The sequence below is a fragment of the Paenibacillus sp. BK720 genome (assembly GCF_011761545.1).
Taxonomy (GTDB): domain Bacteria; phylum Bacillota; class Bacilli; order Paenibacillales; family Paenibacillaceae; genus Pristimantibacillus.
Window position 1 is genome coordinate 227,611 of record NZ_JAASRQ010000001.1, and the last position, 25,112, is coordinate 252,722.

Genomic DNA, 25,112 nt, shown 5'->3' on the forward strand with positions numbered 1-25,112 from the left:
CTTTGTGGTCATGCTATATAAGTGCCGCATCAGCTTCCGCTGCCTATGCGTGCATTCTGCTGTTGTTTGCATATGATTTTTCGTAAGCTGTCCCCGGATAAAAAGTAAACCCGCTCAAGGTCAGCGATTGACCGCCCTTTGCAATATTCCGCGTAGATCTCACCATTGCGATCGTTGATCCGCGCTTTGGTGCCGCTTAGCTGTCCCCAGCCTGCGCGCTCTTCGCTTTGCTTCGGAATGTAAAGCAATTCGCCATCAATATATTGCTGGATTTGCCTAAGCAGAGTCGGGGGAAGCACATCTTTTCCGTTTTTGTAACGCCCCATCGAGGCCCTCCTTCGATATTTGGTTCCATTGGCTTTCGTTGGCTTGTTTTGCGTCAAACATGGCTAACCCTCCTCCTTTCGTATTTTGCGTTGCAATTATGATCAAATTTGATGGGGGAACCGGGCAGGTTCCCCATATATGGGACATTCGCTTACGCGAATGCCACCTCCTGGATCTGAATCATTTCGTTCAGCCTCCTTTCCGTTCATTTCGTCGGCCCGACATCTATATTAACGCATAGAAAGGCGGTATCCCGCAAGGGCAAAAACGGTTAAATTTGTATTTTGCCATAATCCAATTCCAAAACTTGCCCATACGCCTCTCAGCCGAATGTAACGCGCCTCCAGTTGACATTCTTAAAATATTTAAATAATATTCACCTATCTGATAGGCATAAAGGATGGTTGAAGGATGAATCGTAAAATTAAGAAGCAGCATACGCATGAGCTCGTATCGGAAGAGATCATCAGATATATCGCGGACAAAGGGCTGGAGGAAGGGGACAAGCTTCCGTCCGTGGACGAGCTTGTATCGCTGTTCGGGGTCGGCCGGTCTTCCTTGCGCGAAGCGCTGCGCTATTTGGAGGCCATTGAAATCGTGAAGGTCATTAACGGCAAAGGCATTTACGTGACCGATTCCGGCTCTTACCGGTACAGCGGGAAAGTGAAAATCGACGACGAGAAATCGTTCTTGCTCGATATTCTGGATGTTCGGAGAGCGCTGGAGGGCAAAGCGGTCGAGCTTGCCGCGAAACGGATTACGGACGCCAAAATCGGGGAGATGAAAGTGTGCCTTGCGGAATACGACGAACGCAAGCAGAAAGGATTGGATACGTCGGCGATCGACTACGAATTTCATCAGCATATTTACGATGCCGCGGCCAATCCGCTGCTACACAGCGTGTATGATTCCATCTCGGAGCTGATCAAGAAGTTCTTCTCGGGTCCGTTTGGCGTAAAAGAGCTGTTCGATAATACGTACCCGTTCCACCGCACGTTATTCGACGGGATTGCAAACCACGATTGGAAGCATGCGTTACAGGAATTTAACAAAATGATGGACATTATCGAAGAGACGATACGGGAATATTGACAGAAAATTTAGATATTGACAACTTGTAAATGCCTCACTTATATTAAACCTATCAGACAGGTAGACAGTATGATACTCACTCATTAAAAGGGGGATTCCAATGCAACACATGTCTTGGAAGAAATCGCTGTTATCCGTATCAATGATTGGTGTAGCGCTAAGTTTGACCGTATCGGCCTGCAGCTCGTCCGGATCCAAGAACGGAAACGGGGGAGGAGACAAGGTGGTTACGCTGCGCATGATCGAAAGCTTGACCAGCCCTAATCGCACAGCCATCATCCAAGAAGGCATTAAGGCATTTATGGATCAGAATCCGAATATCAAGGTCGAATTGATTTCGCCGCCGTTCGATCAGGCGGACAATAAAATCAGAACGATGCTGAACGCCAAGCAAGACCTTGACGTGCTGGAAGTTCGCGACCTCAACGTAGCGGAATTCGTGAACAACGGCTACGTGGAACCTCTAAACGAATATACGAAAAATTGGGATGACTTCGGCACCGTCACATCCGTTGCCCAGTCCGTCGCCACCGTTGGCGACAAGCTCTATTTCATCGCAAACGGTCTCTATCAGCGGCAGCTGTTCTATCGAGCGGATTGGCTCAAGGACGCGGGCATCGCCGTCCCTGCTACATACCAGGAGTTAATCGATGCCTCCGTGAAGCTGACCGATCCTTCCAAGAACCGCTTTGGCTTCTCGTTCCGCGGAGGATCCGGCGCCAACGCCGTTCCGGATACGATGATTCAGGCGTACGACTCGGAGAAAATCGATATCGACGACGCGATGTTCCTTAAGGACGGCGGAACCATCTATTCGTCTCCCGAAGCCAAGGAAGCGGTTGAACAGTACGTGAAGCTGTATAAGGAAGGCTCCCCGCCGGACTCCATTAACTGGGGCTTCCAGGAACAAGTGCAGGCGTTCACTTCCGGCGTGACGGCATTCCTGCTGCAGGATCCGGATGTGATCCAGACGTTGACGGACAGCATGGAGGAAGGCACATGGGCAACGGCTCCAATGCCTAAGGGCCCGAACGGCAAAGCGCTTATTTCCGCCGGCGGCGCGGGATGGGGCATCACCTCTTACTCGAAAAACAAAGAGGCGGCTTGGAAGCTGATCAGCTTCCTGTCTTCGCCGGAGCAGAATACGAAGCTGTCCAAGGCCCACGGCACGGTGCCTATACATTCTTCCGCCACGGAGGACGCTTTTTTTCAAAGCGGACCATACAAGACGCTGCTCGATATGACGAATCAGCCGGATACGTTCGTAAACTTCAAGGCGCCTTTCCAATATCCCGCGAACGGACAATGGGGCACGGTAGCCATGGAATCCGGTCAGAGCATGCTGCTTGGACAGACGAGCGTGGAAGATACGCTGAAAAAATGGGACGATTACTGGGTAAAAGCGAAGGCCGAACTGAAAAAATGACCTTAAATACGCGGCGGGCGGCATGGGAACCGCCCGCCGCATTTTACTAGCGGGGAAGGTGAGATGGCATGAGCAAGCAACGAAGATACATATTACTCAGTTTGCTTCCTGCATTGGCATTGCTGCTGGCGTTTACGTTCTATCCTTTTTTGCAAGGGGTAGTCATGGCGTTTCAAAACTACGTGCTGTTTGATTTGACGAACGTTCAGTTCATCGGATTGCAAAACTTCGAAACCGCGTTCCGGGACGCGAAGTTTCTTTCGGCGCTTGAGAACAGCGGGTATTGGGTGTTTTTCTCGCTCGTGCTGCAGTTTCTGATCGGTTTGTCGCTTGCCCTCACGCTGCGAAAGAACTTCAAAGGAAGAGGCATCTATCAAGGCTTTGTTTTCTATTCGTGGGCCTTGTCCGGTTTTCTGATCGGCCTCATCTGGAAGTGGATGTTCAACTCGCAGATTGGCGTCATTAACGATCTGCTAATGCGAACAGGCCTTATCGATACGCGTATCGGCTTCCTCTCCGATCCGAAATGGGCGATGACTTCGGTCATCATCGCGAACGTCTGGTACGGAATCGCGTTTTTCGCGATAATGCTGCTGGCCGCGCTGCAATCCGTGCCTTCGGAATTGTACGAAGCGGCGGAAATGGACGGAGCCGGAGGGCTGCGCAAGTTTTTTAACGTAACGTTCCCGTATATACTGCCAACGGTTATCGCAACAACCTTGCTCCGTGCCATCTGGATCTTCAACGATCCGTCCATTATTTACGGCCTTACGAATGGCGGACCTGCCGGAACGACCCATATTCTCTCTTCGCTTATGCTGGAGAAGATTATCTATGGCGGGGATTACGGAATGGCATCGGCGATTGGCGTTATCATGATCATCATTCTGTTGCTGTACACCGTATTCTATTTGTTCGCGACCAGGTCTGAAAAGGCAGGTGACTTCTAGATGAAGCAGCGCGCGTTAACGGGATTGAAGACGCTTTATCTCGCCGCCTTTTTTCTCATCATGGTGTTTCCGCTCTATTGGATCGTGATTACTTCGCTAAAGCCGAAGAAAGAGATCTTTTCTCTGCCGATTCGGTATTGGCCGGAGAGGTTTACATTCGAAAATTACGCCAACATCTTCAAAGTATCGAAGTTCCATGTCTATATCGGCAACAGTCTGCTCATTTCCGTCATTGCCGCACTTATCGTCATCTGCATTGCGACGTTAAGCGGCTACGTGATGGCTCGGTTCCAATTCCGGGGACATAAGCAAATCATGATGGCGTTTTTCTTGACGCAAATGCTGCCCGGCTTTATTTCGCTCGCGCCGCTTTATCTGCTGATGTCCGACATGAACCTGATCAATAACCGGTTTTCCTTGGTTCTCGCCTATACGGTCATGCTCATTCCTTTTTCCACGATTATGCTTCGAGGTTTCTTCCAGCGAATTCCGAGCAGTCTGGAGGAGGCGGCGATGATTGACGGCTGCTCCCGGTTGACGGCGCTGATAAGGGTCATAATTCCGGTGATGCTCCCGGGGATCGCGTCGACATTTATTTTCGCATTCGTTCAAAATTGGAATGAGCTGTTTATGGCGGTTATGTTTATAGACGACGAAAATTTGAAGACGCTGCCGGTGGCGATGAACTCCTTCGTCATGAAATTCGACGTGGACTGGGGCTCCATGTCCGCCGGAACCGTATTATCCGTTATTCCGACCGTCGTCTTGTTTGCGTTCGCTCAGCGGTATATCGTGGAAGGGCTCACACAAGGCGCCGAGAAAGGTTAGCGGCGGAATGACACACGCAAAGGAATGAATGCATATGGAGAGAAAACAAATAGATGAAGGGCTGCATACCAAGGTGTCGCATGACGAAGTGGATGCGAAGCATTACGGGGCGGTTACCATTCCGATTTATCAAAACAGCCTGTTTGCGTTCGAAAACCATGAATCGTTCGATCATGCCATGCGGGATGTGCTGGCCGCCACCGTCTATTCGCGGGGCAATAACCCGACGGTGCAATATTTGGAGGATAAAATCGCCGATCTGGAAGGAGCCGGTCGGGCGCGCTGCTTCGCGTCGGGGATGGCAGCCATAGCCGGCTCCTTGCACGCCCTGCTGCGATCTGGCGACCATGTCGTCTGCGTCAATCAGGCTTACGGTCCGACCAGGCAATTTCTTGACGAATTGTCCGAACGGTACCGGGTCGAAGTGACCTACGTCGACGGCTGTCAGCTGGCCGACTTCGAAAACGCTTTGCGGCCTAACACGCGTCTGATCTATCTGGAGAGTCCGACATCGGGATTGTTCCAGCTGCAGGATCTGGAGGGAGTATCGGCGCTAGCGAAACGCGCTGGCGTCCTTACGATGATTGACAGCAGCTGGGCGACGCCGTGCTTCCAGCGACCGCTGGCCTTTGGCGTAGATCTTGTGCTTCACTCGATGACCAAATATTTCTCCGGCCATAGCGATTGCTTGGGAGGCGTCGTGGCGGGACGCGAGGACCTGATCGGGGAAATCGCAAACAAAGGGTATATGCTGTTTGGGGGCGTAATGACTCCGCACACGGCTTCCCTTATGATACGGGGATTGCGAACGCTGCCGCTCAGGATGGAAAGACATCATCGCAGCGGGCTCACTCTCGCGACTTTTATGGAAAAGCATCCGTTCGTGAACCGGGTGAATCATCCCGGCTTGCCCTCGCATCCGCAGCATGCTCTTGCACGCAAGCAATTGGACGGGTACGGCAGTTTGTTTTCCTTCGAGACGCGGTTGCCGGTGGAGAAGCTGAAGCAATGGGCGGATGCCTTGCAATACTTCCGGATTGGCGTCAGCTGGGGCGGCTTCGAGAGTCTGGTGACGGTTGGCCGGACGCCGGCAAGCCGTAATGCGGACGGGAATAACCCTTCCGTAGCCCGGTTGTACATTGGCCTGGAGGATCCGCAAACGCTTATCGGGGATATTGAGCAGGCTTGGCGGCAAGTCGCCGGGACGTGATTTCCGGTCATTATATGAATTGCAGATTAGGAGCCCGCCGCAAGGCGGGTTTTTTGCTAACTTAAGGGCTTGTGTTATTTTAATAAGTAGTCATATTAATAAGTAGTCATATTAATTTACAGAAGGAGAATGGATGAAATGAAATCGTCGCTGCCCATCATTGTTCGCTCAACGGAAATTGACGTCAACGGTCATGTAAACAACGCGAAATACCTGGAATATTTCGAATGGGGCCGCGAGGAATGGTACGAGCAATGCGGGCTTCCCTATGAAACTTTCGCAGACATGAATATACAAACGGTTACCGTGAACATCAACGTGAACTATAAAAAAGAGTGCAGGCAAGGCGACCGATTGACGGTCACCTGCCAGCCTGAACGGATAGGTACATCCAGCTACGTTCTGAAACAGGAAATCAAGGACGAGCGCGGCGAAGTGCGGGCCGATGCCCTGGTAACAAGCGTGACGATGGATCAATCCGCCCGCAAAAGCCGATCGGTCCCGGATGAGCTGAGAAAATTGTTCCATTCTCAGGAATAAACGGCTTCGTTTTTTAGACCGCAGCTTTCCAGCACGCCTGTCAGGATGCTGATCATCTTCTCTACATCCCCGGCGGTTACGATAAGCGGCGGCATTAAGCGGATTGTGCGCGGATTAGGCGCGTTGACAAGCAGGCCGCTGTTCATGCACTCCTCGGCAAGGACTGGCGCAGTTCCCTCCGGCACGTCAAAAGCGATAAGCAGTCCTTTGCCGCGGACTTGACCAACCGCGTAATCCTTGGACAGCTCCGTCAGCTTTTCTTGAATAAAAGCCCCCTGTTTAGCCGCATTGTCCGCCAGCCCCCGATGCAGGATCTCGCTCACCACCGCATGGCCGGCCGCCATGCCAAGCGGCGCTGCGCTATAAGTGCCGCCTTGGTCGCCGGCTTCGAACAGATCGTACTTTTCCGTAGTCAGCATCGCCGAAAGCGGGAATCCGCCTGCGATTCCTTTTGCGAGCGTCATGACATCCGGCTTCACGCCGTAATGCTCGTACGCGAACAGCTTGCCGGTTCTTCCGAGTCCGGTCTGCACTTCGTCGAAAATCAGCATAATGTTGTATATATCGCAGGCTTTGCGCAAGGCCTGCAAATAAGGAGCCTCCACCGAGTGCACGCCGCTTTCGCCTTGCACGAGCTCAAGCATAATCGCGCAGGTCTTATCGCTGATCGCGGCAAAGCAGGCATCGAAATCATTGATCGGCACATGCTTGAAGCCCGGAACCTTCGGCTCGAATAAAGATTCGAACGCCGGTTTGCCGGTTGCGGACATCGTGGCCAGCGTTCTGCCGTGGAAGCTGTTCGTCAACGTAATAATCTCGTAAGCGCCATTCAGATGAAGGGCGCCGTGCTTCCGGGCAAGCTTAATCGCGCTTTCGTTCGCTTCGGCGCCGCTGCTTGCGAAGAAGACCTTGTCAAAGCCGGAAATCTCCGTCAGGAGGCTTGCGAATTCAATCATGGGTTTGTTATAGAAGCCCGGACTTGCATGCACCAGCTGGCCGCCTTGATAGGCCAGGGCCTCCTGCAGTACGGCTGGGGAATGGCCAAGACTCATCACTGCCCAGCCTCCAATAAAGTCCAGATAGGCTTTGTCTTCGGTATCCCACATATACATCCCTTCACCGCGGGCCATGACTACTTCGGGACGTTTAGCCGTATATAGGAGCGATTGCTTGGCGGATGCGAGCAAGCTGTCGGTTGTTTTCGTTAACGATTGCATGAATGATCAAACCTCCGTCTCTAACATGATGTGAATTAATATACAGTATATTGAATAATAATTCAACGGCCGAACAAGCCTTATGCAAAAAGAATATTTTTCCTGCTTCTGCGCATGAAAAAGAGCCATCCCCGCATAGGCGGAGATGGCCTCGAACTTTTCCGTTATCCAATTGTTATTTTGCCTTCCGGATGCCGGTAAAGCTCTTTCGATTGATTCGGAACCAGCGTATAAGCAAGAGTGAGCGGCCCCATCCTTCCGATAAACATGACGATAATGATTAAGATCTTCCCGATCTCGGTCAAATGCGGGGTTAACCCCATCGATAAGCCCGTCGTTCCGAAAGCGGAGGTAACTTCGAACATAACCGTCAGGAAACCCGTCTCTTCCGTGGCGGACAGAATCATCGTAAACAAGACGATGGTAGCAACGGAGACGGCCGTAATCGTCAAGGCTTTATGCACCCGGTCTTTTGCCAATCGGCGCTTGAAGAAAACGACATCCTCTTTCCCGCGGATCATCGCAATAACGGCTCCGATCAGAATGGCGAATGTCGTGACCTTGATGCCGCCGCCCGCGGATCCCGGGGAAGCCCCGATAAACATTAGAATAATAAGCAGGAATTGGCTCGCATTGCGCATATCGGCGATATTCAGCGTATTCGCTCCGCCGGAGCGCGGCGAGATCGACTGGAACAAGGAGCTGTACAGCTTGCCTGCAAAGTTAAGCGGCTCCAGCGTATTCGTGTATTCGAATATAAAGAGGAGTACAGCTCCTCCTAGAAACAAGAGGCCGGACGTGTACAATACAACCTTGGAGTGAAGCGACAGCTTGCGTATTTTCGGATAGTCAATCACTTCGGCCAGTACGATAAAGCCGATCCCGCCAAGAAAAATAAGCAGCATCAAGACCGCATTAATAATCGGATCGTCGACATGATTGGTAAAGCTGTTAAAAGGACCGTGAATCGGTCCCATCACATCGAGTCCGGCATTCGTAAACATGGATACGCTGTGGAAGACGCCGTAATATAAGGCCTTGTCAAACGGCATCATGTCGGACCAGCGCAAGGCAAGGAGCAGGGCACCGGCAAATTCGATCGTAAAGGCGTAGATCAGAACGCGGCGGATAAAACGGACAATCCCTTCGAGCGAGGTATGACTCATCGATTCCTGCAGCCACAGCCGTTCCCGGAGCGAGATCCGTTTGCGGAAGGCGAGGGCGAATAAGGTGGCCATCGTCATAAAGCCAAGTCCGCCGACCTGCATCAGCATCAGGATTACGAGCTCGCCGAAGGCAGAGAAATGCGTCCCGGTATCGACAACAACAAGGCCGGTTACGCAAGCCGCCGTTGTGGCGGTAAAGAAGGCATCGATAAAAGGCGTATGCATGCCGTCTTCCGAAGCGTAAGGCAGCGAAAGCAGGAAAGAGCCGATCAGAATAATCACGATAAAGCCTGCTGTCAGAATTTGCGGCGGATTGATTTTGGTTAATATGGATTTCTTCAAGCCGTGTATCACCTTTCATGGAAGCCTAGGACATACGCGAAATTCTAAGTTCCTAACGTTATCTGGTATAATTAGTATAAAGCAAACGGTACAGGAGGACTACAGCTACTATGAAATCAAGATACATTGCAAGTTTGTCATTGGCCATTATGTTTATCGGCTTTATCGTAACCAGGTTGTGGCTGCCGGATAATGGGTGGACGCGGCTCCTAGAGAGCGGCTTTGAAGCGGGGCTTGTCGGCGGGATAGCCGACTGGTTTGCGGTTACGGCTTTGTTTCGCCATCCGTTCGGCATTCCGATTCCGCATACTTCCCTGCTGCTCAAGAACAGGGACAAAATCGTCAACTCGCTTATTTCGACGATGGAAAACGAGCTGCTGAACAAGGAAAGCATCAGCAAAAAGCTGAAGGAGCTGAAGCTGTTCAGGGGACTGGCATCGGGTATTGCCGGACTGATCGGCAAGCGCAAATTGCGGGTTGGCGTCCTGCGATTCGTCCAATCCTCGCTTGAACAGGTTCAGCTCGAGAAGCTGAGCGCGAAAATTCAGGAGCTCGCCGCGGATTATATCCGCAAGCAGGATATCGTCCCGATCGTAGACAAGCTGACCGACAAATTCGTCTATGACGGCTGGGACGAGAAGGCGCTGGATTTCGTACTGGCGCAAGGACGGGAATGGGTGAAGAAGCGGGAGACCGAGCAGTTTTTCGGCAGACTAGCGCACAGCAAGATGGAAGAATTGCAGGTCGGCGGCTTTATGGGCTTTGCCGTGCAGGCCTTTGTCGGATTTATGAGCCCGGAGAAGCTAGGACCCATCATTCAGGGCATGCTGCTCTCGAGTATCAAGGAGCTTGGCACGCCGGGCAATCCGAACAGGCAGAAGCTGCTGGAAGAATTGAAAAAGCATGCTTTGGCCTTGTCCTCCAATGAGGAGCTGATGACCCGTTTGAAGGCTGGATTGGAATCCGGCGCGGAAAGCGTTGGAGTGGGACGGTTTATTCATCTTCGCTTGGAAGAGCTCCGTCAGCTGCTGCTCGATAAGCTGGAGGAGGAATGCCTGAACGGGGGACGTATACTCGTCAAAGCCTTCCGTTTCCTGGTCGAGCAGGCGAGGAGCAGAGAAGAGCTGATCAATCGGTGGGAGCAGTCTATTCTGGCTTATTTGGTGAGCTGGATTGAGAAGAACCATTACCGCATTGGCATGCTTGTTCGCGATAATGTCAACCAGATGGATGATCAGGCGCTCGTTCGGATGCTGGAGCAGAAGATCGGCAAGGATTTGCAGTGGATTAGGGTGAACGGAGCGGTATGCGGCTTTATCGTCGGCATCATCCTTTCCTTCTTTTAATGCGTGAAGTATTGGAGGATATCCAGGTGACCGTGTTGCAGGTAAACGAAATGGCGAAATCCAAATTCGATAATCGGGGAGAATGGCTGTTCAGCGGCATTACGGCCGAGATTCGCCCCGGAGACCGGATTGTCCTCCTTGGAGGCTCCGGACAAGGGAAAAGCACGCTGCTTCGCATCCTTTCGCTGCTGGAGCCTTTCGATAAAGGCGCCATTCGTCTGGACGGGCAGCTGCCCGCGGCATGCAAGCCGCAAAGCTGGCGCAAAAAGGTTTCCTACGTGGCCCAGAAGCCGGTCATGCGCAGCGGCACGGTTGCTTGCAATCTCCGCACGGTCAGCGAGCTTCATAACAAGCCCTTTGAAGAAGGGCTTGCCCGCCGTTATATGGATGCCGTAGGCCTCGGCCAGACCGATTGGGGAAAACAGGCTTCCGATCTGTCCGGCGGCGAGCAGCAGCGGCTAGCGCTTGTCCGTTCCCTGCTGCTTCATCCCGAGCTGCTGCTGCTCGATGAAATTACGTCCTCGCTTGATCCGGCGAGCAAGAGGGCCGTCGAGAAGCTTCTGCTCGATTGGGTATCCGTACGGGACGAAGGATCGGAGCGGGCATACCTGTGGATCACGCATGATCTGGATCAGGCTCGCATGATCAGCAATCAAGTCTGGTTTATGGCAGAGGGAAGCTTGCTAGAAAGAAGCGTGACGGGAGTCTTTTTCGAACATCCGGCTACGGAACAGGCGAGACGGTTTATTCGCAGCCTGCAGGAAGTAAAGGGGGAGGGGGAATGAACAATTTTGCCCTTCTTTGCACCTTGTGCTTCGTTGCGTTTGCGGCCTTGATCTCCATGAGACAGAAGCTTGGGCTGGAGAAGGAAATTCTGATCGGCACTTTACGTTCAGCGGTTCAACTGCTGTTTATCGGCTACGTTCTGCATTTCGTATTCGAAACAAGCCATCCGGCTTTTATTATCATTATTATTCTATGCATGATTACGGTTGCCGCGTGGAATGCGGGAGCCAAGGCGAAGCATGTCCGGGGGATCCGCAGCCGGATTGCCTTAGCGCTGGCCTGCACGGAAGGGGTAACGATGGGGATTCTGCTTGGCCTTGGCATTATAGAGCCAACGCCGCAATATATCATTCCGGTCAGCGGCATTATTATTGGAAGCTCGATGATCGTATGCGGTTTGCTCTTAAACCAGATGAAGAGAGAGATGGAGACGGCCAGGGGTGAGATGGAGATGCTTCTTGCCCTTGGGGCAACGGAAAAGCAGGCCGTCCACGGTTCCTTGCGGCGCTCCGTCAGAGCCAGCATGATCCCGACGCTCGACGGCATGAAGACGGTTGGACTGGTGCAGCTTCCCGGCATGATGACGGGGATGATTGTAGCGGGGGCAGATCCGATGGAAGCGGTCCGCTATCAAATCCTCATCATGTTTGTGCTGGCCTCCTCCGCGGCAATGACGGCAATGGTGCTCAGCCTGGTCAGCTACCGGTTATGGTTTACGAAGGATGCCAGGCTGCTGCCTCTGCTGCCGGAAGATCGCTAGAAGGTCGGGTCTCCAAGCCGAAAACCTCTATAATCCGTCATTGAAATAGTTTAGAAAAAGATTTTTTAAATGCTGTTGAATACGGCGAACATGTGTTCTATAATTAGAAGGCGGTCATATTTTATAGAAGAATTAAAAAAGCCCGCCTTTTCCATTACGGAAAAAGACAGGCTTTTACCAAGTCTATCATGTATCAGAAAGGGTCTTCCTCCAAGCTTATCCATTCCCGTGACCACTTCTCGATTTCCCTTACGACGGGTTCCAAGGCGCGGCCCTTCTCCGTCAAGGAATATTCGATGCGGACAGGTATTTCAGGATAAACAACGCGAGTGACGATTCCTTCATTCTCCAAATCCTTGAAGCGTTCGGATAACAGCCTGCCGCTGATGGGAAGCGCGGCTTGAACAGCGCAGAAACGCTGCGGGCCGGCTAACAGCTGATAAATAATCAGGCCGATCCAACGTTTTCCAATGAGATCCATCCCTTTTTGCACGCGCGGACAAAGGTCAGATTGCTCCATTACGATCACCTCTGATTCATTTCCATTTCATTATAGTCACATTGTAAAATGAATACAAGCAAACTTTTGTAAGGCTTGTAACTTGACGTCACTTGTTTATGAATTTATAATTAGTTACTATTAGTAACGGGAAAACGGCTGTTTTTGTCCAACCCGGCTTATACGGGCGAATACGAAGATGGACCAGCGGCCTGTTGCGTTATGGCATATTTCTCAATATACTGGTATCTACTGCAAGAATTTGGTCCATTATCCGTGGTTTATTATTCAGCTAAAAAGAAGGTGCGGTAAACATGTCTAATGAACATATCTTATCGATATTAAAAAATAAAATTAAAACCATCGACAATGGCGATCATGCGATCCACGTCGTAGGTCCAATCAAGCTTCCGGTTGAGCTCGACGGAGAAACCGTAACATTCCAGTGGTATAGCTGGCTTCGCCGCGATATCGGGAAGAGCGAATCCTTGGAAGAGCTTATTACGGAGCTTAATCAAGTTCATTACGCGGACTTCCAGCAGTCGAGCGTTCTTGTCTACGGAGACTTCGAGCACGAGGAAGACGTGCTTATCCGCATGCACAGCATCTGCCATACCGGCGATATCTTCGGCAGCCAGCGGTGCGACTGCGGCTTCCAGCTGAAGCAGTCGATGCGGATGATTACGGCCAATGGGGCAGGCGCATTGTTCTATCTGGCTAACCATGAGGGCCGCGGTATCGGCCTGTTCAGCAAAGCGATGGCTTATCTGCTTCAAGAGGAAGGCCTCGATACCGTAGATGCCAATCTTGAGCTCGGTTTTGCCGAGGATGCACGCGACTACAGCGAAGCCATTGACGTCCTGAAGCTTCTTCGACAAGCTCCGGTATCCATCATTACGAACAATCCGCGCAAGGTGGAAGCCCTTCGCGATGCGGGAATGAACATTACCTCGCGCGTACCGTTATGGGGTGAGGCATCCGTTCATAACGAGAAATATTTGTCCACCAAGGTTGTCCGTTCCGGTCATTTCGAGCGGGAGCTGGCGGTAAAATAAAGAGCAGGCCGAGCAGTCGGCCTGTTTTTTTGCGCTTGGACCGAAACCAATCGATCTGTCCAGTCGTCTAATGGATATGCTCAATCTGGCATACACTATATGGAACGGAAGGTTGGGTGCATATGAATTCTCGTCTGAAACAATCCTTATATAGATTAATGACCGTCTGCATCGTGATCGGATTGATGGGATGCAGCAAAGCGGAACAAAATGACAATGCCGTCCGGACTGACCGGGATGTCAAGCAGCCTGCAGCCACGGAAGCCGTTGAGAAAACCTCTGAGCAGGATGCTCTCATACATAAATTCAAGACGGTGGTCAGCACGGCGAAGGAAGCTTCCGATATCGTCTCCTTCCTGAACGAGAACCTGAACAAAGCAGGGCAGAATAATGCCGACCAGATGGTTAGGCAGCTGAACGCCTTTTACGCGAAGGATCTGCAGTCTTCCCAGGAAGCTTTTTTCGGGGATAATGTTCAAAATGTATTGACGGAAATGGACTGGCCGATTACCTCGGCAAACGCGGGGTCCATTCCCGACGAAGCGGTCAGGCAGTTAGTGGTGACTAAGCTGTCCGGCGGTTATAAGCTGGTATGGGTGGAAGGCACCATCTACCCGATCGTTGACTACAGCAACCAGCAGAAATACAGCATGTACTTATCGAATCCGTTAAACAGCTACATCGCCTTGAAAGCGGCGGAATCGAACGATCCGGCTGCCATGGACGCCGGGCTTGTAATTACGTGGAACGAATTGGCCAGCAGGGCGGTAATGGCCGAGACCTTCCTGAAGCAATATGCGGATTCCCCGGAATATACGGAGGTGGAAAGTATCTATTTGGATACTTATTTGAAAATGTATATGTACGGGCTTTCGAATACGCCAATCTTTGATTCAAGCAATCTGAAGCTGATGCCGGAAGTGAAAGCCAGCTATAAGAAGGTGTCATCGGAAAATCCGGGTACCGTTACGGGAATTATGGCGAGCCGTTTTTTGGAGATATTGGCAAAGTCGGATGACATGGCTATGATGCGCGGACCCGGCGGGACGCAGCTGTTGCCCGAGGTAAAGGAATTCCAGAAAAACTACCGCCAGACGGCTCTAAAGCTGCTGAAGGAAGCCTGAAGCGCATCCAAAAAACGACAAAATTATTTTGCGTTCCGCATCTATTTCAAGTATGATTGGATGTAACATAATTGAACCAGAAGGAGTAGGACATGAATTCGAAAACTAGCCATTGTAAAATTGTCGATTGCACGATCCGCGACGGCGGACTAGTGAACAACTGGGATTTCAGCGTTGAATTCGTTCAACATCTCTATAATACATTGAACGAAGCCGGCGTAGACTATATGGAAATCGGCTACAAAAACTCGCCTAAGCTGCTGAAAGGCGCCGATACGGCCGGTCCTTGGCGCTTCCTGGATGACAACTTCCTGAAGCAAGTCATCCCTAACAAAGGCAATACCAAGCTGTCTGCTCTTGTCGATATCGGTCGCGTAGACGAGAATGACATTTTGCCGCGCAGCGAAAGCCTGCTCGACCTCATCCGCGTAGCCTGCTACATCCAGGATGTTGACAAGGCTTTGCAATTGGTTCAGCTGTTCCATGAACGCGGATACGAAACAACGCTTAACATCATGGCACTCTCCAACGTGATGGAGAACCAGCTGATTGATGCTTTTGAACTGATCAAGGAAAGCGTAGTGGACGTTGTCTACATCGTTGACTCGTACGGCAGCCTGAAGCCTAACGACTACAGCTACCTGATTGAGAAATTCCAGCATCATCTGCCTAACAAACGCCTTGGTATCCATACGCATAACAACATGCAGCTGGCATTCGCGAACACGCTGCTCGCTGCGGAAAAAGGCGTTGAGCTGCTGGACGCATCCGTATACGGCATGGGCCGCGCTGCGGGCAACTGCAACACGGAGCTGCTTGTCGCTAACCTGCAAAACGCGAAATACAATGTACGTCCGGTTCTCGACATGATCGAGAAATACATGATTCCTCTCCGCGAGAAGGAAGAGTGGGGCTACATTATTCCTTACATGATCACGGGTATGCTGGACGAGCATCCACGCTCGGCTATGGCCCTTCGTGATTCGGAAGACAAAGATAAATGCGTGGACTTCTATGATCGTCTGACGACTCCGGAAGTTGCTCATAGCAAATAATGTTGGGGCTGCCTTGGTTTAAGGCAGCCTTTTAATTTGCGGGAGAAGTCTATGCTCAGGTGGGATAATGCTGCGTGTTGCTCAGGACGGGATTGTATCTCCTTCCAGCTGCTGTTGTTCCTCTCAATATTGAACTTACTCATCCGATGAGTATTCAGAGTAACAAAGGCAGGCGCTGCGCTCTTCCAGGAGATACAATTCCTCTCTTCGCTCACTCCGCGTGCTTCCCAACCTGCGCACTCTTCCCACAAAGGGGCTGCCTTAAAAATAGGCAGCCCCTTTGTGGTAGGGACGTGGAGGCGCCTGGTGGATTCCAGGCGCCGCGATCGGGAAAAGCATATAGTGCGATTTGCGGAGAAGTAGATTTTTCCGCGACTGCAGGATACTCCAAAAGAAAAAGGCAATTAACGGAGCGCTAACGAAACGTAGTATCGTTATTTGAGGAAAATGGGCGGTTTTGGAGTTCTAACGAAACGACATAGCGTTATTTGCTTGTTTTGAAGGGAATACGAGGGTGAAACGGATGAATAGCGATATCTGGTTTCGTTAGAACTTCAGGAGTGTGTATTCTGAGTAAATAAGGTTACCAGGTTTCGTTAGATGCGAAGAGTGGAGCATGAGGAGCAGCTGTAGGTGGAAGTGATGCACAGGGAGGTTTTTTGTTAGTGCCGAAGTTCGACTCTTATAGGGGGCTTGGCTTAACGGAGAGTATCAAAGCCTCGGGGCGCAAAGCGCTGGAAGGCGAGTGGAGAATGGCAAGCGGCAGAGGGTAGAGGAGAAGGGCAGTGAGGACGGGGAAGCACAACTAGTCAGGTACGAGAGGGTACACGAAGAAAGGCAACCTTGAGATGTATAGAAAGGCGTGGAAAGACAAAAAAGAAAGGAGCTGCCGGTGATGGCAGCTCCTTTCTGGCGTAACAGGATCTTATAGTGTTTTTTTCATCGTTACGTGAGGGATGCCCTCTTCCAAGAACACGTCGGAGACGGTGTGGTAGCCGAGCTTGGCGTAGAAGGCTTCGGCATGCGTCTGGCCGTTAAGCTTCGCTTCCTTGAGGCCGTCTTCGCGGGCAACGGATTCAAGCGCTTCTACGACAGCGCGGCCTAGTCCGTATTTGCGGTGGGAGGCAAGGACGCAAATGCGCTGCAGCTTGGCAACTCCGTCAACCACTCTTACGCGGCCGGCAGCAACCGGCTCATTATTGTAGAGGATCAGGACATGCTTGGACGATTCCTCGAATTCGTCGTATTCGTTCTCGGCCGGCACGCCTTGCTCGTCCACAAAAACTTTTTTGCGGATGTCGTAAACCGACTGCAGATCCTGCTCATTGGTAACCAATCTTGAAGTAATTGTCATGTTGTTCTCGTTCTCCTTCCCTATGTACAAGTGGCTTAGGTTTGGCGCAGCTCGCCGTCGCCCCGGATGGCCGCGGCCTGATGAGGCTCGTTCGGGTGCAAATAGGCAGTGCCGTTAAAGGCTCGTCCATCGGCTGCCGTTGCGTATAATTCGACCCGGATATCCTCGCTTTGCCCAAACCATGAAAGCAGCTCGGTATCTTTTACTCCGTTAACGTCCACGTACCATAGCCTTGATCCGTAATCCGACACTAGCACAAGCTCAGCGGACTGGAACAGAAGCTCCTTCATCTGCTGCCGGTATACAATCTCAATGCCCTTAAGTTGAATAGTTTCCATGATTGCAGCCCTCCATGTACTGGCATAAAACGGCCGATATTCTTCGCTAGGATGCCTGCTTTTGATTGTAATGTTGATTGCCGGTTAATGCAACAATCCGCCATTTCCCATCGTCTATTTAGAAAATAAAGGGGGTTATGGAAAATGATAAAAAACAAAACGAAAAGCAAGCTCATGTCCATGATCATTTCAATGCTTGTTCTCCTGCTTATTCTGAGCAGCTGTTCCTCAAACCGGAACAATAATGCCGCCGACCGAGCGGCACCGGATAGCGGAGCGAAAAGCAGCCAATCCGAGACCTCCGCTGATGACCGGGGAAACCGGGTTGAGGATAAGCCGGTTGAACCCGAGTCTCACCGGGAGGAAGCGCGACGTCAAGGACGTACCGACGCGCCAATCCAGGCAGGCCAGCTGACCGCGGGCGAGTGGGATGACCTTGCCGCCTGGGAAAGGTTCAATAATTTGCTCAACAGCTATGAAGGCAGTGACAGCTCCGCGCATTGGGGCTTTGAATATTTTAACCGGTTGGAAGTATCGGTGACCTCGGATGGCCGCGCCGTTACCGATGCGACGGTAAGGCTGATCGGGCAGCAGAATCGAACCGTCTGGGAAGCGAGGACAAATGCCGATGGCAAGGCCTACGTGTTCGCTGGCTTGTTCAAGGATAACGAGCAGCCTTATCAGAGAACGCGCTATTCCGTTGAAGTGACGGCCGACCAGCAGAAGAAAAAGGTATCCAATATCGAGGTGCCCGGTCAAGGAGTCTTGAAGGTAGATCTGGACGGAGAGCTGCCGGACTCCAAACAGGTGGATGTCATGTTTGTAATGGATACAACCGGCTCCATGCAGGATGAGATGGATTATATGGAGGCGGAGCTGAAGGATGTCATCGCCCGGGTAGGCGAGAAGCATGCCAATCAGCTGGATATCCGAATGAGCACGAATTTTTACCGGGATATTCATGATGATTATGTCGTGAAGGCGAATCCCTTCACCACGAATATCGATCAGGCGGTAAGGCTTATCGCGATGCAAAAAGCGCAGGGCGGCGGGGATTATCCGGAAGCGGTCGAGCAGGCTTTGCGCAATGCGGTCAGCGATCATAAATGGAGCGAGAACGCGCGGGCAAGGCTGATGTTTGTTGTGCTGGACGCGCCGCCTCATCACGAAGCTCAAATTATGCAGGAGATGCACAGCGTTATCGAAGACGCCGCAAAGGCAGGGATTCGCATCATTCCGGTCGCTTCAAGCGGCGTTGATGTGGATACGGAATACTTGCTGCGGTTCGCGGCCGTCGCAACCGGCGGCACCTACCTGTTTCTGACCGACGACAGCGGCATCGGCAGCGATCATCTGGAGCCTGCCGTAGGCGAGTATGAGACGAAGCTGCTTAACGATCTGCTGGTTGAAGTCATTAACCGGTACGTTCAATAAGATAAGGTGGGGGATTGCCCTGCCGGAAAAACGGGAGTTGTCTGAAATGGCGGCTCTCGTTTTTTTCGTGCATAGGATGGTTGTTGTCGCGGATTTCTTTTACAATGGGGGAAAAGAGCAGAGCCGGAGGTGCTGAGCCGTGACTGTAAACGTATTGCCGCTTGGTGACCGTGCGCTTGTCCTCCAGCAGGAAACGCGGGGGGCGCTAGGCTGGAAGCAAATGGCCGACCTTGCCTGGATGCTGAAGCAGCGAGCCGAAGCTTGGGTGATTGATATTGTGCCGGCATACGAGACCGTTACCGTCTTGTATGATCCTGCCACGCTGTGGCGGGAAATCGAGCAAGGGCCGGAGGCAGATATTCTGCTTCCGCACCAGCTCGCGGAACGGAAGCTGCGGGAGTTGATGGAGAATGAAAAAACCGCTTCCGAACGGGATGGGAAAGTCCGCAGATTTGATCTTCCCGTGTATTACGGAGGCCATTACGGCCCGGATCTGGAAGAGTCGGCGGAGCGCTCGGGGCTGACGGCGGCGGAATTCGTCGAGGAGCATTCCAGGGTGGAATATACCGTGGCGATGATTGGGTTTATGCCCGGCTTTCCGTATATGAGCGGGCTGCCGGAGAAGCTGGAGCAGCCGCGGAAGGACGTGCCGCGTTCCGTTGTCCCGGCAGGATCCGTCGGAATCGCGGGAAGGCAGACCGGTATTTATCCGCTTGCTACGCCAGGGGGGTGGCAGATTATCGGCTATACGCCGATTTCTATGTTTGACAAGGAACGCATCGAGCCCGTGCTTCTACGGGCGGGGGACCGCGTCCGATTTATTCCCGTGTCCGGAGGTGAGGGCCGCTTATGACAGACTCCAGCATAAGAACGGAAGCCGGGATAAAGGTGTTAAGACCCGGCCTGTTGACCACGATTCAGGATTTGGGGAGAGACGGCTACCGTTCCTCGGGCATAGCTGCCGGAGGCGCGATGGACCGGTACGCGCTGCGGATGGCGAATCTTCTGGTGGGCAACGAGGAAGGGGAAGCGGGGCTTGAGGTGACGCTTGTTGGCCCTGAGCTGGAGGCCGGTACGGATCTGCTTCTTTCCGTTTGCGGCGCTTATCTGGAGCCAACGATTGATGGCGAAGAGCTGCCGATGTGGCGGCCGGTCTTTGTTCCGCGCGGCGCGGTGCTGCGCTTTGGCCGCGCTGTCAGCGGCTGCCGGGCCTACGTGGCGGCAGCGGGAGGCTTTGGCGTGCCGCGCGAGCTTGGCAGCCGCAGCACGGATGCGCGCGCCGCGCTGGGCGGGCTTGCCGGGCGGCGCCTTGCCGCCGGCGACGCCCTGCCCTGCGGCGCGGCGCAGGGCGCAGCTGCCCCGTCCCGGTGGGCAGCCGCATGGGCAACGGCGCTGGCGCGGCAGGGCGAAGCCGCCGCTTCAGCGCCGGAAGGCGCGGGCCGCCGCCTGCCGTGGGCGGCCGCGCCATGGTTTGCGCCGCCGGGCGCCTACGGCGGCGGCGACGGCGAAGACGGCATCGTGCTTCGCGCGATGCCGGGGAGCGAGCACGGGCAGTTCAGCGCAGCTGCCCGTGAAGCCCTGTACCGGGAGCGGTATACCGTCGCTCCCGCCTCGGACCGCATGGGGTGCCGACTGACCGGCACCCCGCTTGCAAGAGAGTCCCGTGCGGAGCTGCTCTCGCACGGGGTAACGCCCGGCGCCGTGCAAGTGCCGCCCGGCGGGGGGCCGATCATTCTGGCCGCCGACTGCCAGACGACCGGCGGCTATCCCAAAATCGCGCATGTCGCTACGGTCGACATGCCGCTACTCGCCCAAGCGAAACCGGGCGATACGATCCGGTTCCAGCCTGTTACCTTAGGCGAGGCGCAGCGGCTGGATCGCAAGCGCGAGCAGGACATCCGCTATCTGGCCGCCGCCATTCGCAGCCGTCAGCCTTAAACGAAAGGAGAACCAGCATGGTAAAAAGCAATACGGACAAGCGCGCGGTTGATCTCAACTGCGATTTCGGGGAAGGCTACGGCAACTATTCCTTCGGGCAAGATGCCGAGCTTCTCCCCTATATAACAAGCGTAAATATCGCTTGCGGCTTTCATGCCGGCGATCCCCACACGATGCATGTTGCCGTGAAGCGGGCTTTGTCCGCGGGCGCCGCCATCGGCGCCCACCCCGGTCTGCCGGACCGGCTTGGCTTTGGCCGCCGTGAGATGCAGGTAACCGCAGCCGAGGTATACGATTTTGTTTTATACCAGGCTGGCGCATTACGGGCTTTTGTCCGGGCATTAGGCGGGGAAATGGCTCACCTGAAACCGCACGGAGCCCTTTATCATATGGCTAACCGCGATAAGGCGGTTTCGGAGGCGATCGTCAAAGCGGCTTTGGCTGTTGATGACTGCCTTATGATTTACGGTCAATCCGGCAGCCTGCTGCTGGATACGGCCAAGAAATACGGCCTGCCTTCCGCAGCCGAGGTGTTTGCGGACCGGGCTTACGAGCCGGACGGCAGTCTCGCTCCTCGCGGCAAGCATGGAGCCGTCCTGGATGATGCGGACCAGGCGGCCGCCCAAGCGGTAGCGATGGCAGCGAAAGGTATCGCTTTTACCCCGGAAGGCGCACAGGTGAACGTACAGGCCGACACGATTTGCCTGCACGGCGATGGTCCTCTCGCGGCTCTTTTTGCCTCCCGTATCCGGGAGGCGCTGGTCAATGAGGGGATTACGCTCCAGGCGCCGGGCAAGGCGTAACTCATGTCAGTACGGGACAAGATTACCGTGTTTGCATACGGCTCCCTGCTTCCGGGTTTAATCAACCATGCTGTCATCGCTCCTTTCCTCATGCATAGCAGAAGCGGCATGATCGCGGGCAGGCTGGTGAACGTGGGAGCTTATCCCGCTGCGGTTAGAGATCAGGCGGCAAGAGCAGACGGGGCGGTGATTGAGGGGCTGTGGCTGACGATCGACCGTGCCGGGCTTGCTGTTCTCGACGAGCTGGAGGAGTTTTACGGCATCGAGGAAAACAATGACTACGACCGGGTTTGGGTTCAAGACGCCGGAGCTCCCGAGCTTGAGGGCTGGGTTTATATCTGGCCGTCTGACCGCGGCTTTCCTCCCGTTCCCGGCTCATCGTGGCCGGATTTCATAAATAGCTTGACCACTAAACTAAAGCTTTCATGAAATGTAAATTTACTGCTAGACTGGAAGCACATAATCTCCTAAAATTAGATATGATGTAGAGGTATGATCTAGGGCTAGGGGAGAGATTAGCTATGACTGAGGATGGGATCACGGGAGAATTTTTTGAAGGTTATAAGGTCACATTCCCTATGGGACGTTATGATGTATCCGTCTACATGACAAAGGTCTATTACGAAGCCTGGAAATACTTCAGAGATGCTGAAATTACGGATGTATGGGTAGAAGAGGTTAAGCTGGACCTGGTGAAGTTTCTGAAATAACACGATAAAGCTTGAACGGGAGAACGCCTTTTGGCGCGTTCTCTTTTTTTATTTCCAAAATGTAAAAATCCCCTATTTTGTACTAGATCAAAATAGGTCAAATCTCCTGAAATAAAGATTGTTTTGCTGTTTATCCGTTTTTTCTCGCTGGCTAAATCCCATACGGTAGTTGTATCCGAGATTTTCAGCCGATGGCGCCACCCATGACACCTAACGAAACTACAACACGCTATTTGCCCGAATTTAAGGCCTCTGAATTTCTAACGGAACCCCATATCGCTATTTGGTTATTTTTTGCAGATTCCAGTCTCTATTCGGCCCAATAACGTTGCTAAGTTTCATTAGCTTCTGGAAGCAGCTGATCTTTGCGAAATTAAGAATACATAGTTTCGTTAGCGGAATAAGCACGGGCAATTGAATCGCTGAATGGGACGTCACGAGTAAGCCAGCCGAATCCCGCAAGCATCGATAGCAAGAGCGGCCAATCGCAAAAAGCCTCAGGCACTCGGTATCAAGGAGCAGCCCGAGGCTTTTTGGCGACTATTAAGCTTGAAGCGTCATATCCTTGCGCTCCGCCAGATGTCTTTTTACCCGAATCGCCATCAGGGAGGCAAAGAAGCAGGTGAAGCCTGCGATAACAAAAGCCTGCGAATAGCTGCCGAGCCAGTCTCGCATAAGGCCCGCGCCGTACGCGGCGGTGGAAGCGCCGATCTGGTGGGCAACCACGATCCAGCCAAAGATCATGCCGGATTTTTCCTTGCCGAACGTTTCTCCGGCGAGCTTGGCTGTAGGCGGCACGGTCGCAATCCAGTCCAGGCCGTAGAATACGGAGAAAATAACAAGCATAGCCGGCGTAGCATCCAGCGCGTAAGGAAGGAACAGCAGCGACAGCCCTCTCAGCCCGTAATACCAGAACAGCAGCCAGCGGCTGTCGAAGCGGTCCGACAGCCAGCCGGAGATCGTGGTGCCAAAGAGGTCAAAGATGCCCATCATGGCCAGAAGTCCGGCAGCGGCAACCTCAACCATCCCGTGATCGCCGCAGGCGGCAATGAGATGGGTTCCGATCAGGCCGTTTGTAGAGAAGCCGCAGAAAAAGAAGGTGCCGGCGAGCAGCCAGAACGTTTTATTTTTCATCGCGTAACCGAGATTCTTGATTGGGGCCAGGAACAGATTGCCGCGGAAAGGCGTTGGCTTTACGATCTCGTCCGTGCCGTACGGAGCGGCACCCACATCGGAAGGATGGTTTTTCATCCAAATGGCAACCAGCACAAACACCGTGACAATGCCAATAACAGCCGTATACATCGCGGAGCGCCAGCCGTAATCGGAGGTCATTTTGGCAAGCAGCGGCAGGAACAACAGCTGTCCGGCAGCGGCGCTTGCCGTCAGCATGCCAACAACCAGTCCTTTACGCTTCACAAACCACAGATTGCTGACGGTAACGCCAAGCACGTTGGCCATCATGCCGGTTGCAAGCCCGGAGACAAGGCCCCACAGCAGATCAAATTGCCACAACGCATTTATGAAGGGCGTAACGGCAAGACTTGCGGCCAATACGGCTAGAGAAAGAAGCACGACCTTGCGGATGCCGAAGCGCAGCAGCAGGGCAGCGGAGAACGGGCCAACCAGACCGTATAGTAAAATGCCGATGGATGCCACGCTTGAGATTTCTCCCCGGCTCCAGCCGAATTCGTCCTGGAAGGGGATCATCAAGACGCTTGGCATGGAACGAATGCCTGCCGATACCAGCAGCGTAACAAAGGTAAGCAGAACGATTATCCACCCGTAATAAAACTTGCTTTTGACCTGATTCATTTCGCACCTCGATTTATTTTGTTTGTACATACAAATGTCTGAAAGCAAAAGTTCCGGTTAAGGAACTATGTTTGCTATTTCTCCAGCTGTTCGCTTGTCGATTCCAAGGAATGCGTCAGCTGCGATGACGCTTCTACGCCAAGAATGGCTTGGTAAGATTCAAGAAGCTTTTTGGAGGCGGCGCGAATCGTTGGCTCCAGCTCGCGGCCTTTGTCCGTCGGATAGACAAGAACGGTTTTGCCTTGAACCTTGCGCTCAACAAGCTGCTTGGCTTCCAGCTTGTCGATAAACCGTGTCAGGGTAGAAGGGGTGATGTACAGCTTCTCGGATAATTCCTTCTGCGTAATACCGGGCTTGGCGACACTTAGACGAATAACATAGCCGTAACCGGGCGCAAGCCCCGTTGCAGCAAAAGCATCGTCCGCCATGCGGGTAATGGCCCTGCTCAGGCGGTTCGCCGTAAAATATAAGCAGGTGTGCAGGAAAGCCTCGGGATTATCCACTTGTTCTTCTAAATCCGCAGCCGCTGCGGGGTCGATGTCTTTTGACATATCCTATGCCCTCCTTGCGGTTTGATGACTTCTATTTTGTATGTACAACAAAAATACTTGAAATTTGATTTCCTGTCAATAGAAAAAACGCCCCCATGCTTATATGGGGGCGTAGTATCTACTTATGTTCGTCCTCGGACTCGTAAGCGATTAAGCTGATCGTTGAACCTATCTGTCCGGTCAGCTTTTGCTCTAATTGTCGGATTTCTTCAAGCGCTTCCGTATGCTTCTCAAGCTCAGCAAGCTTGAAATGATTGTTGGTCATCGGTAATCCTCCTCTCTCATTTTCATTGTGCTCGCGGCGAAGCGTTCTTATACGAATTGTTCTTTCCCAAGGCGTCTAGTACACTTGAGGAAGTCAAAATAAGCATTACCCGGGAAATGTTATCAGCATTAATCTTTTATCGCATTAGTTAAGCATGGCCATTCATAAGCGAATGCTTACG

General features: G+C 52.7%; 27 protein-coding genes. 18 read left to right on the top strand and 9 right to left on the bottom strand.

Features of this window, described 5'->3' with window-relative positions:
• Positions 1-29: 29 nt before the first annotated feature.
• Positions 30-326: a CD3324 family protein gene (locus FHT67_RS01005; RefSeq protein WP_015842974.1), complete on the bottom strand. Its 297-nt coding sequence runs from the start codon at positions 324-326 to the stop codon at positions 30-32.
• A gap of 412 nt (positions 327-738) precedes the next feature.
• Between FHT67_RS01005 and FHT67_RS01010 the strand changes: the two genes are divergently transcribed.
• The 6 genes from FHT67_RS01010 to FHT67_RS01035 all read left to right on the top strand — a co-directional run bounded on the left by FHT67_RS01010 (position 739) and on the right by FHT67_RS01035 (position 6,373).
• Positions 739-1,419: a FadR/GntR family transcriptional regulator gene (locus tag FHT67_RS01010; RefSeq protein WP_132303178.1), complete on the top strand. Its 681-nt coding sequence runs from the start codon at positions 739-741 to the stop codon at positions 1,417-1,419.
• A gap of 109 nt (positions 1,420-1,528) precedes the next feature.
• Positions 1,529-2,845, top strand: coding sequence for an ABC transporter substrate-binding protein (locus tag FHT67_RS01015; protein WP_243866854.1), 1,317 nt, complete (start codon positions 1,529-1,531; stop codon positions 2,843-2,845).
• A gap of 68 nt (positions 2,846-2,913) precedes the next feature.
• The gene (locus tag FHT67_RS01020) at positions 2,914-3,795 is read left to right on the top strand and encodes a carbohydrate ABC transporter permease (RefSeq protein WP_132303180.1); all 882 of its coding nucleotides are present in this window, start codon (positions 2,914-2,916) and stop codon (positions 3,793-3,795) included.
• Positions 3,796-4,623 (top strand): carbohydrate ABC transporter permease, encoded by an 828-nt coding sequence (locus FHT67_RS01025; RefSeq protein WP_132303181.1) that lies wholly within the window; start codon positions 3,796-3,798, stop codon positions 4,621-4,623.
• 34 nt (positions 4,624-4,657) lie between these two features.
• A complete protein-coding gene (locus tag FHT67_RS01030; RefSeq protein ID WP_208403072.1) occupies positions 4,658-5,833 on the top strand; it encodes a trans-sulfuration enzyme family protein in 1,176 nt (391 codons plus the stop codon).
• Between the two features lie 138 nt (positions 5,834-5,971).
• On the top strand, positions 5,972-6,373 hold the full coding sequence (locus FHT67_RS01035) for an acyl-CoA thioesterase (RefSeq protein WP_132303182.1): 402 nt from the start codon (positions 5,972-5,974) through the stop codon (positions 6,371-6,373).
• Here the strand turns inward: FHT67_RS01035 and FHT67_RS01040 are convergent.
• Both FHT67_RS01040 and FHT67_RS01045 read right to left on the bottom strand, forming a co-directional pair.
• Positions 6,364-7,590, bottom strand: a complete 1,227-nt coding sequence (locus FHT67_RS01040) for an aspartate aminotransferase family protein (protein ID WP_167194884.1) — start codon at positions 7,588-7,590, stop codon at positions 6,364-6,366. The two genes, FHT67_RS01035 and FHT67_RS01040, sit on opposite strands and share 10 nt — an antisense overlap.
• A 164-nt stretch (positions 7,591-7,754) precedes the next feature.
• Positions 7,755-9,098, bottom strand: coding sequence for a TrkH family potassium uptake protein (locus FHT67_RS01045; RefSeq protein ID WP_132303184.1), 1,344 nt, complete (start codon positions 9,096-9,098; stop codon positions 7,755-7,757).
• Positions 9,099-9,208: 110 nt separating this feature from the next.
• Here FHT67_RS01045 and FHT67_RS01050 point away from each other — a divergent pair, with 110 nt between their 5' ends.
• Genes FHT67_RS01050 through FHT67_RS01060 form a run of 3 tightly spaced genes read left to right on the top strand, consistent with a single transcriptional unit; the run spans position 9,209 to position 11,990 of the window.
• A complete protein-coding gene (locus FHT67_RS01050; RefSeq protein ID WP_167194886.1) occupies positions 9,209-10,444 on the top strand; it encodes a DUF445 domain-containing protein in 1,236 nt (411 codons plus the stop codon).
• Positions 10,444-11,229 carry an ABC transporter ATP-binding protein gene (locus FHT67_RS01055; RefSeq protein WP_208403073.1) on the top strand — a complete coding sequence of 262 codons (786 nt, stop codon included), beginning with the start codon at positions 10,444-10,446 and terminating at the stop codon, positions 11,227-11,229. The genes FHT67_RS01050 and FHT67_RS01055 overlap by 1 nt, the downstream gene beginning before the upstream one ends.
• The gene (locus FHT67_RS01060; protein WP_167194889.1) at positions 11,226-11,990 is read left to right on the top strand and encodes an ABC transporter permease; all 765 of its coding nucleotides are present in this window, start codon (positions 11,226-11,228) and stop codon (positions 11,988-11,990) included. The genes FHT67_RS01055 and FHT67_RS01060 overlap by 4 nt, the downstream gene beginning before the upstream one ends.
• Positions 11,991-12,183: 193 nt before the next feature.
• Here FHT67_RS01060 and FHT67_RS01065 read toward each other — a convergent pair whose 3' ends face one another.
• Complete coding sequence (locus tag FHT67_RS01065; RefSeq protein ID WP_132303187.1) at positions 12,184-12,510, bottom strand: winged helix-turn-helix transcriptional regulator; 327 nt, start codon at positions 12,508-12,510, stop codon at positions 12,184-12,186.
• A 293-nt stretch (positions 12,511-12,803) separates the two neighbouring features.
• Here FHT67_RS01065 and FHT67_RS01070 point away from each other — a divergent pair, with 293 nt between their 5' ends.
• The 3 genes from FHT67_RS01070 to FHT67_RS01080 all read left to right on the top strand — a co-directional run bounded on the left by FHT67_RS01070 (position 12,804) and on the right by FHT67_RS01080 (position 15,723).
• On the top strand, positions 12,804-13,544 hold the full coding sequence (locus FHT67_RS01070) for a GTP cyclohydrolase II (protein WP_132303188.1): 741 nt from the start codon (positions 12,804-12,806) through the stop codon (positions 13,542-13,544).
• Between the two features lie 122 nt (positions 13,545-13,666).
• Positions 13,667-14,668 (top strand): hypothetical protein, encoded by a 1,002-nt coding sequence (locus tag FHT67_RS01075; RefSeq protein ID WP_132303189.1) that lies wholly within the window; start codon positions 13,667-13,669, stop codon positions 14,666-14,668.
• A 92-nt stretch (positions 14,669-14,760) separates the two neighbouring features.
• On the top strand, positions 14,761-15,723 hold the full coding sequence (locus FHT67_RS01080) for an aldolase catalytic domain-containing protein (RefSeq protein WP_132303190.1): 963 nt from the start codon (positions 14,761-14,763) through the stop codon (positions 15,721-15,723).
• 925 nt (positions 15,724-16,648) lie between these two features.
• Here FHT67_RS01080 and FHT67_RS01085 read toward each other — a convergent pair.
• Positions 16,649-17,077: a GNAT family N-acetyltransferase gene (locus FHT67_RS01085; protein ID WP_208403074.1), complete on the bottom strand. Its 429-nt coding sequence runs from the start codon at positions 17,075-17,077 to the stop codon at positions 16,649-16,651.
• A gap of 35 nt (positions 17,078-17,112) precedes the next feature.
• Positions 17,113-17,415, bottom strand: coding sequence for a hypothetical protein (locus tag FHT67_RS01090; RefSeq protein WP_167194892.1), 303 nt, complete (start codon positions 17,413-17,415; stop codon positions 17,113-17,115).
• A gap of 144 nt (positions 17,416-17,559) precedes the next feature.
• On the opposite strand from FHT67_RS01090, the gene FHT67_RS01095 reads away from it, so the two are divergent.
• The 6 genes from FHT67_RS01095 to FHT67_RS01120 all read left to right on the top strand — a co-directional run bounded on the left by FHT67_RS01095 (position 17,560) and on the right by FHT67_RS01120 (position 22,300).
• Positions 17,560-18,849, top strand: coding sequence for a VWA domain-containing protein (locus FHT67_RS01095; RefSeq protein ID WP_132303193.1), 1,290 nt, complete (start codon positions 17,560-17,562; stop codon positions 18,847-18,849).
• Between the two features lie 139 nt (positions 18,850-18,988).
• On the top strand, positions 18,989-19,702 hold the full coding sequence (gene pxpB, locus FHT67_RS01100; RefSeq protein WP_167194895.1) for a 5-oxoprolinase subunit PxpB: 714 nt from the start codon (positions 18,989-18,991) through the stop codon (positions 19,700-19,702).
• On the top strand, positions 19,699-20,787 hold the full coding sequence (locus FHT67_RS01105) for a 5-oxoprolinase subunit C family protein (RefSeq protein ID WP_167194898.1): 1,089 nt from the start codon (positions 19,699-19,701) through the stop codon (positions 20,785-20,787). The genes pxpB and FHT67_RS01105 overlap by 4 nt, the downstream gene beginning before the upstream one ends.
• Before the next feature lie 17 nt (positions 20,788-20,804).
• Positions 20,805-21,590 (top strand): 5-oxoprolinase subunit PxpA, encoded by a 786-nt coding sequence (locus FHT67_RS01110; RefSeq protein WP_167194901.1) that lies wholly within the window; start codon positions 20,805-20,807, stop codon positions 21,588-21,590.
• Positions 21,591-21,593: 3 nt separating this feature from the next.
• Positions 21,594-22,019 carry a gamma-glutamylcyclotransferase family protein gene (locus FHT67_RS01115; RefSeq protein WP_167194904.1) on the top strand — a complete coding sequence of 142 codons (426 nt, stop codon included), beginning with the start codon at positions 21,594-21,596 and terminating at the stop codon, positions 22,017-22,019.
• Positions 22,020-22,111: 92 nt separating this feature from the next.
• Positions 22,112-22,300, top strand: coding sequence for a hypothetical protein (locus FHT67_RS01120; RefSeq protein ID WP_015842998.1), 189 nt, complete (start codon positions 22,112-22,114; stop codon positions 22,298-22,300).
• Positions 22,301-22,843: 543 nt separating this feature from the next.
• On the opposite strand, the gene FHT67_RS01125 is transcribed toward FHT67_RS01120, so the two are convergent.
• From FHT67_RS01125 to FHT67_RS01135, 3 genes are all read right to left on the bottom strand, one after another.
• The gene (locus tag FHT67_RS01125; protein ID WP_132303197.1) at positions 22,844-24,115 is read right to left on the bottom strand and encodes an MFS transporter; all 1,272 of its coding nucleotides are present in this window, start codon (positions 24,113-24,115) and stop codon (positions 22,844-22,846) included.
• Positions 24,116-24,189: 74 nt separating this feature from the next.
• Positions 24,190-24,666, bottom strand: coding sequence for a MarR family winged helix-turn-helix transcriptional regulator (locus FHT67_RS01130; protein ID WP_167194907.1), 477 nt, complete (start codon positions 24,664-24,666; stop codon positions 24,190-24,192).
• A gap of 118 nt (positions 24,667-24,784) precedes the next feature.
• A complete protein-coding gene (locus tag FHT67_RS01135; RefSeq protein WP_165930544.1) occupies positions 24,785-24,931 on the bottom strand; it encodes a hypothetical protein in 147 nt (48 codons plus the stop codon).
• Positions 24,932-25,112: the final 181 nt, after the last annotated feature.

Excerpts from the sequence above, each read along its gene's own strand:
- FHT67_RS01080 (WP_132303190.1), top strand. The coding sequence starts at position 14,761 with ATGAATTCGAAAACTAGCCATTGTAAAATTGTCGATTGCACGATCCGC.
- FHT67_RS01105 (WP_167194898.1), top strand. The coding sequence starts at position 19,699 with ATGACAGACTCCAGCATAAGAACGGAAGCCGGGATAAAGGTGTTAAGA.
- FHT67_RS01130 (WP_167194907.1), bottom strand. The coding sequence starts at position 24,666 with ATGTCAAAAGACATCGACCCCGCAGCGGCTGCGGATTTAGAAGAACAA.
- FHT67_RS01090 (WP_167194892.1), bottom strand. The coding sequence starts at position 17,415 with ATGGAAACTATTCAACTTAAGGGCATTGAGATTGTATACCGGCAGCAG.
- FHT67_RS01015 (WP_243866854.1), top strand. The coding sequence starts at position 1,529 with ATGTCTTGGAAGAAATCGCTGTTATCCGTATCAATGATTGGTGTAGCG.
- FHT67_RS01120 (WP_015842998.1), top strand. The coding sequence starts at position 22,112 with ATGACTGAGGATGGGATCACGGGAGAATTTTTTGAAGGTTATAAGGTC.
- FHT67_RS01115 (WP_167194904.1), top strand. The coding sequence starts at position 21,594 with ATGTCAGTACGGGACAAGATTACCGTGTTTGCATACGGCTCCCTGCTT.
- FHT67_RS01040 (WP_167194884.1), bottom strand. The coding sequence starts at position 7,590 with ATGCAATCGTTAACGAAAACAACCGACAGCTTGCTCGCATCCGCCAAG.
- FHT67_RS01035 (WP_132303182.1), top strand. The coding sequence starts at position 5,972 with ATGAAATCGTCGCTGCCCATCATTGTTCGCTCAACGGAAATTGACGTC.
- FHT67_RS01005 (WP_015842974.1), bottom strand. The coding sequence starts at position 326 with ATGGGGCGTTACAAAAACGGAAAAGATGTGCTTCCCCCGACTCTGCTT.
- FHT67_RS01065 (WP_132303187.1), bottom strand. The coding sequence starts at position 12,510 with ATGGAGCAATCTGACCTTTGTCCGCGCGTGCAAAAAGGGATGGATCTC.
- FHT67_RS01020 (WP_132303180.1), top strand. The coding sequence starts at position 2,914 with ATGAGCAAGCAACGAAGATACATATTACTCAGTTTGCTTCCTGCATTG.
- FHT67_RS01085 (WP_208403074.1), bottom strand. The coding sequence starts at position 17,077 with ATGACAATTACTTCAAGATTGGTTACCAATGAGCAGGATCTGCAGTCG.
- FHT67_RS01135 (WP_165930544.1), bottom strand. The coding sequence starts at position 24,931 with ATGACCAACAATCATTTCAAGCTTGCTGAGCTTGAGAAGCATACGGAA.
- FHT67_RS01070 (WP_132303188.1), top strand. The coding sequence starts at position 12,804 with ATGTCTAATGAACATATCTTATCGATATTAAAAAATAAAATTAAAACC.
- FHT67_RS01025 (WP_132303181.1), top strand. The coding sequence starts at position 3,796 with ATGAAGCAGCGCGCGTTAACGGGATTGAAGACGCTTTATCTCGCCGCC.
- FHT67_RS01055 (WP_208403073.1), top strand. The coding sequence starts at position 10,444 with ATGCGTGAAGTATTGGAGGATATCCAGGTGACCGTGTTGCAGGTAAAC.
- FHT67_RS01010 (WP_132303178.1), top strand. The coding sequence starts at position 739 with ATGAATCGTAAAATTAAGAAGCAGCATACGCATGAGCTCGTATCGGAA.
- FHT67_RS01125 (WP_132303197.1), bottom strand. The coding sequence starts at position 24,115 with ATGAATCAGGTCAAAAGCAAGTTTTATTACGGGTGGATAATCGTTCTG.
- FHT67_RS01110 (WP_167194901.1), top strand. The coding sequence starts at position 20,805 with ATGGTAAAAAGCAATACGGACAAGCGCGCGGTTGATCTCAACTGCGAT.
- FHT67_RS01050 (WP_167194886.1), top strand. The coding sequence starts at position 9,209 with ATGAAATCAAGATACATTGCAAGTTTGTCATTGGCCATTATGTTTATC.
- FHT67_RS01060 (WP_167194889.1), top strand. The coding sequence starts at position 11,226 with ATGAACAATTTTGCCCTTCTTTGCACCTTGTGCTTCGTTGCGTTTGCG.
- FHT67_RS01075 (WP_132303189.1), top strand. The coding sequence starts at position 13,667 with ATGAATTCTCGTCTGAAACAATCCTTATATAGATTAATGACCGTCTGC.
- FHT67_RS01030 (WP_208403072.1), top strand. The coding sequence starts at position 4,658 with ATGGAGAGAAAACAAATAGATGAAGGGCTGCATACCAAGGTGTCGCAT.
- FHT67_RS01095 (WP_132303193.1), top strand. The coding sequence starts at position 17,560 with ATGATAAAAAACAAAACGAAAAGCAAGCTCATGTCCATGATCATTTCA.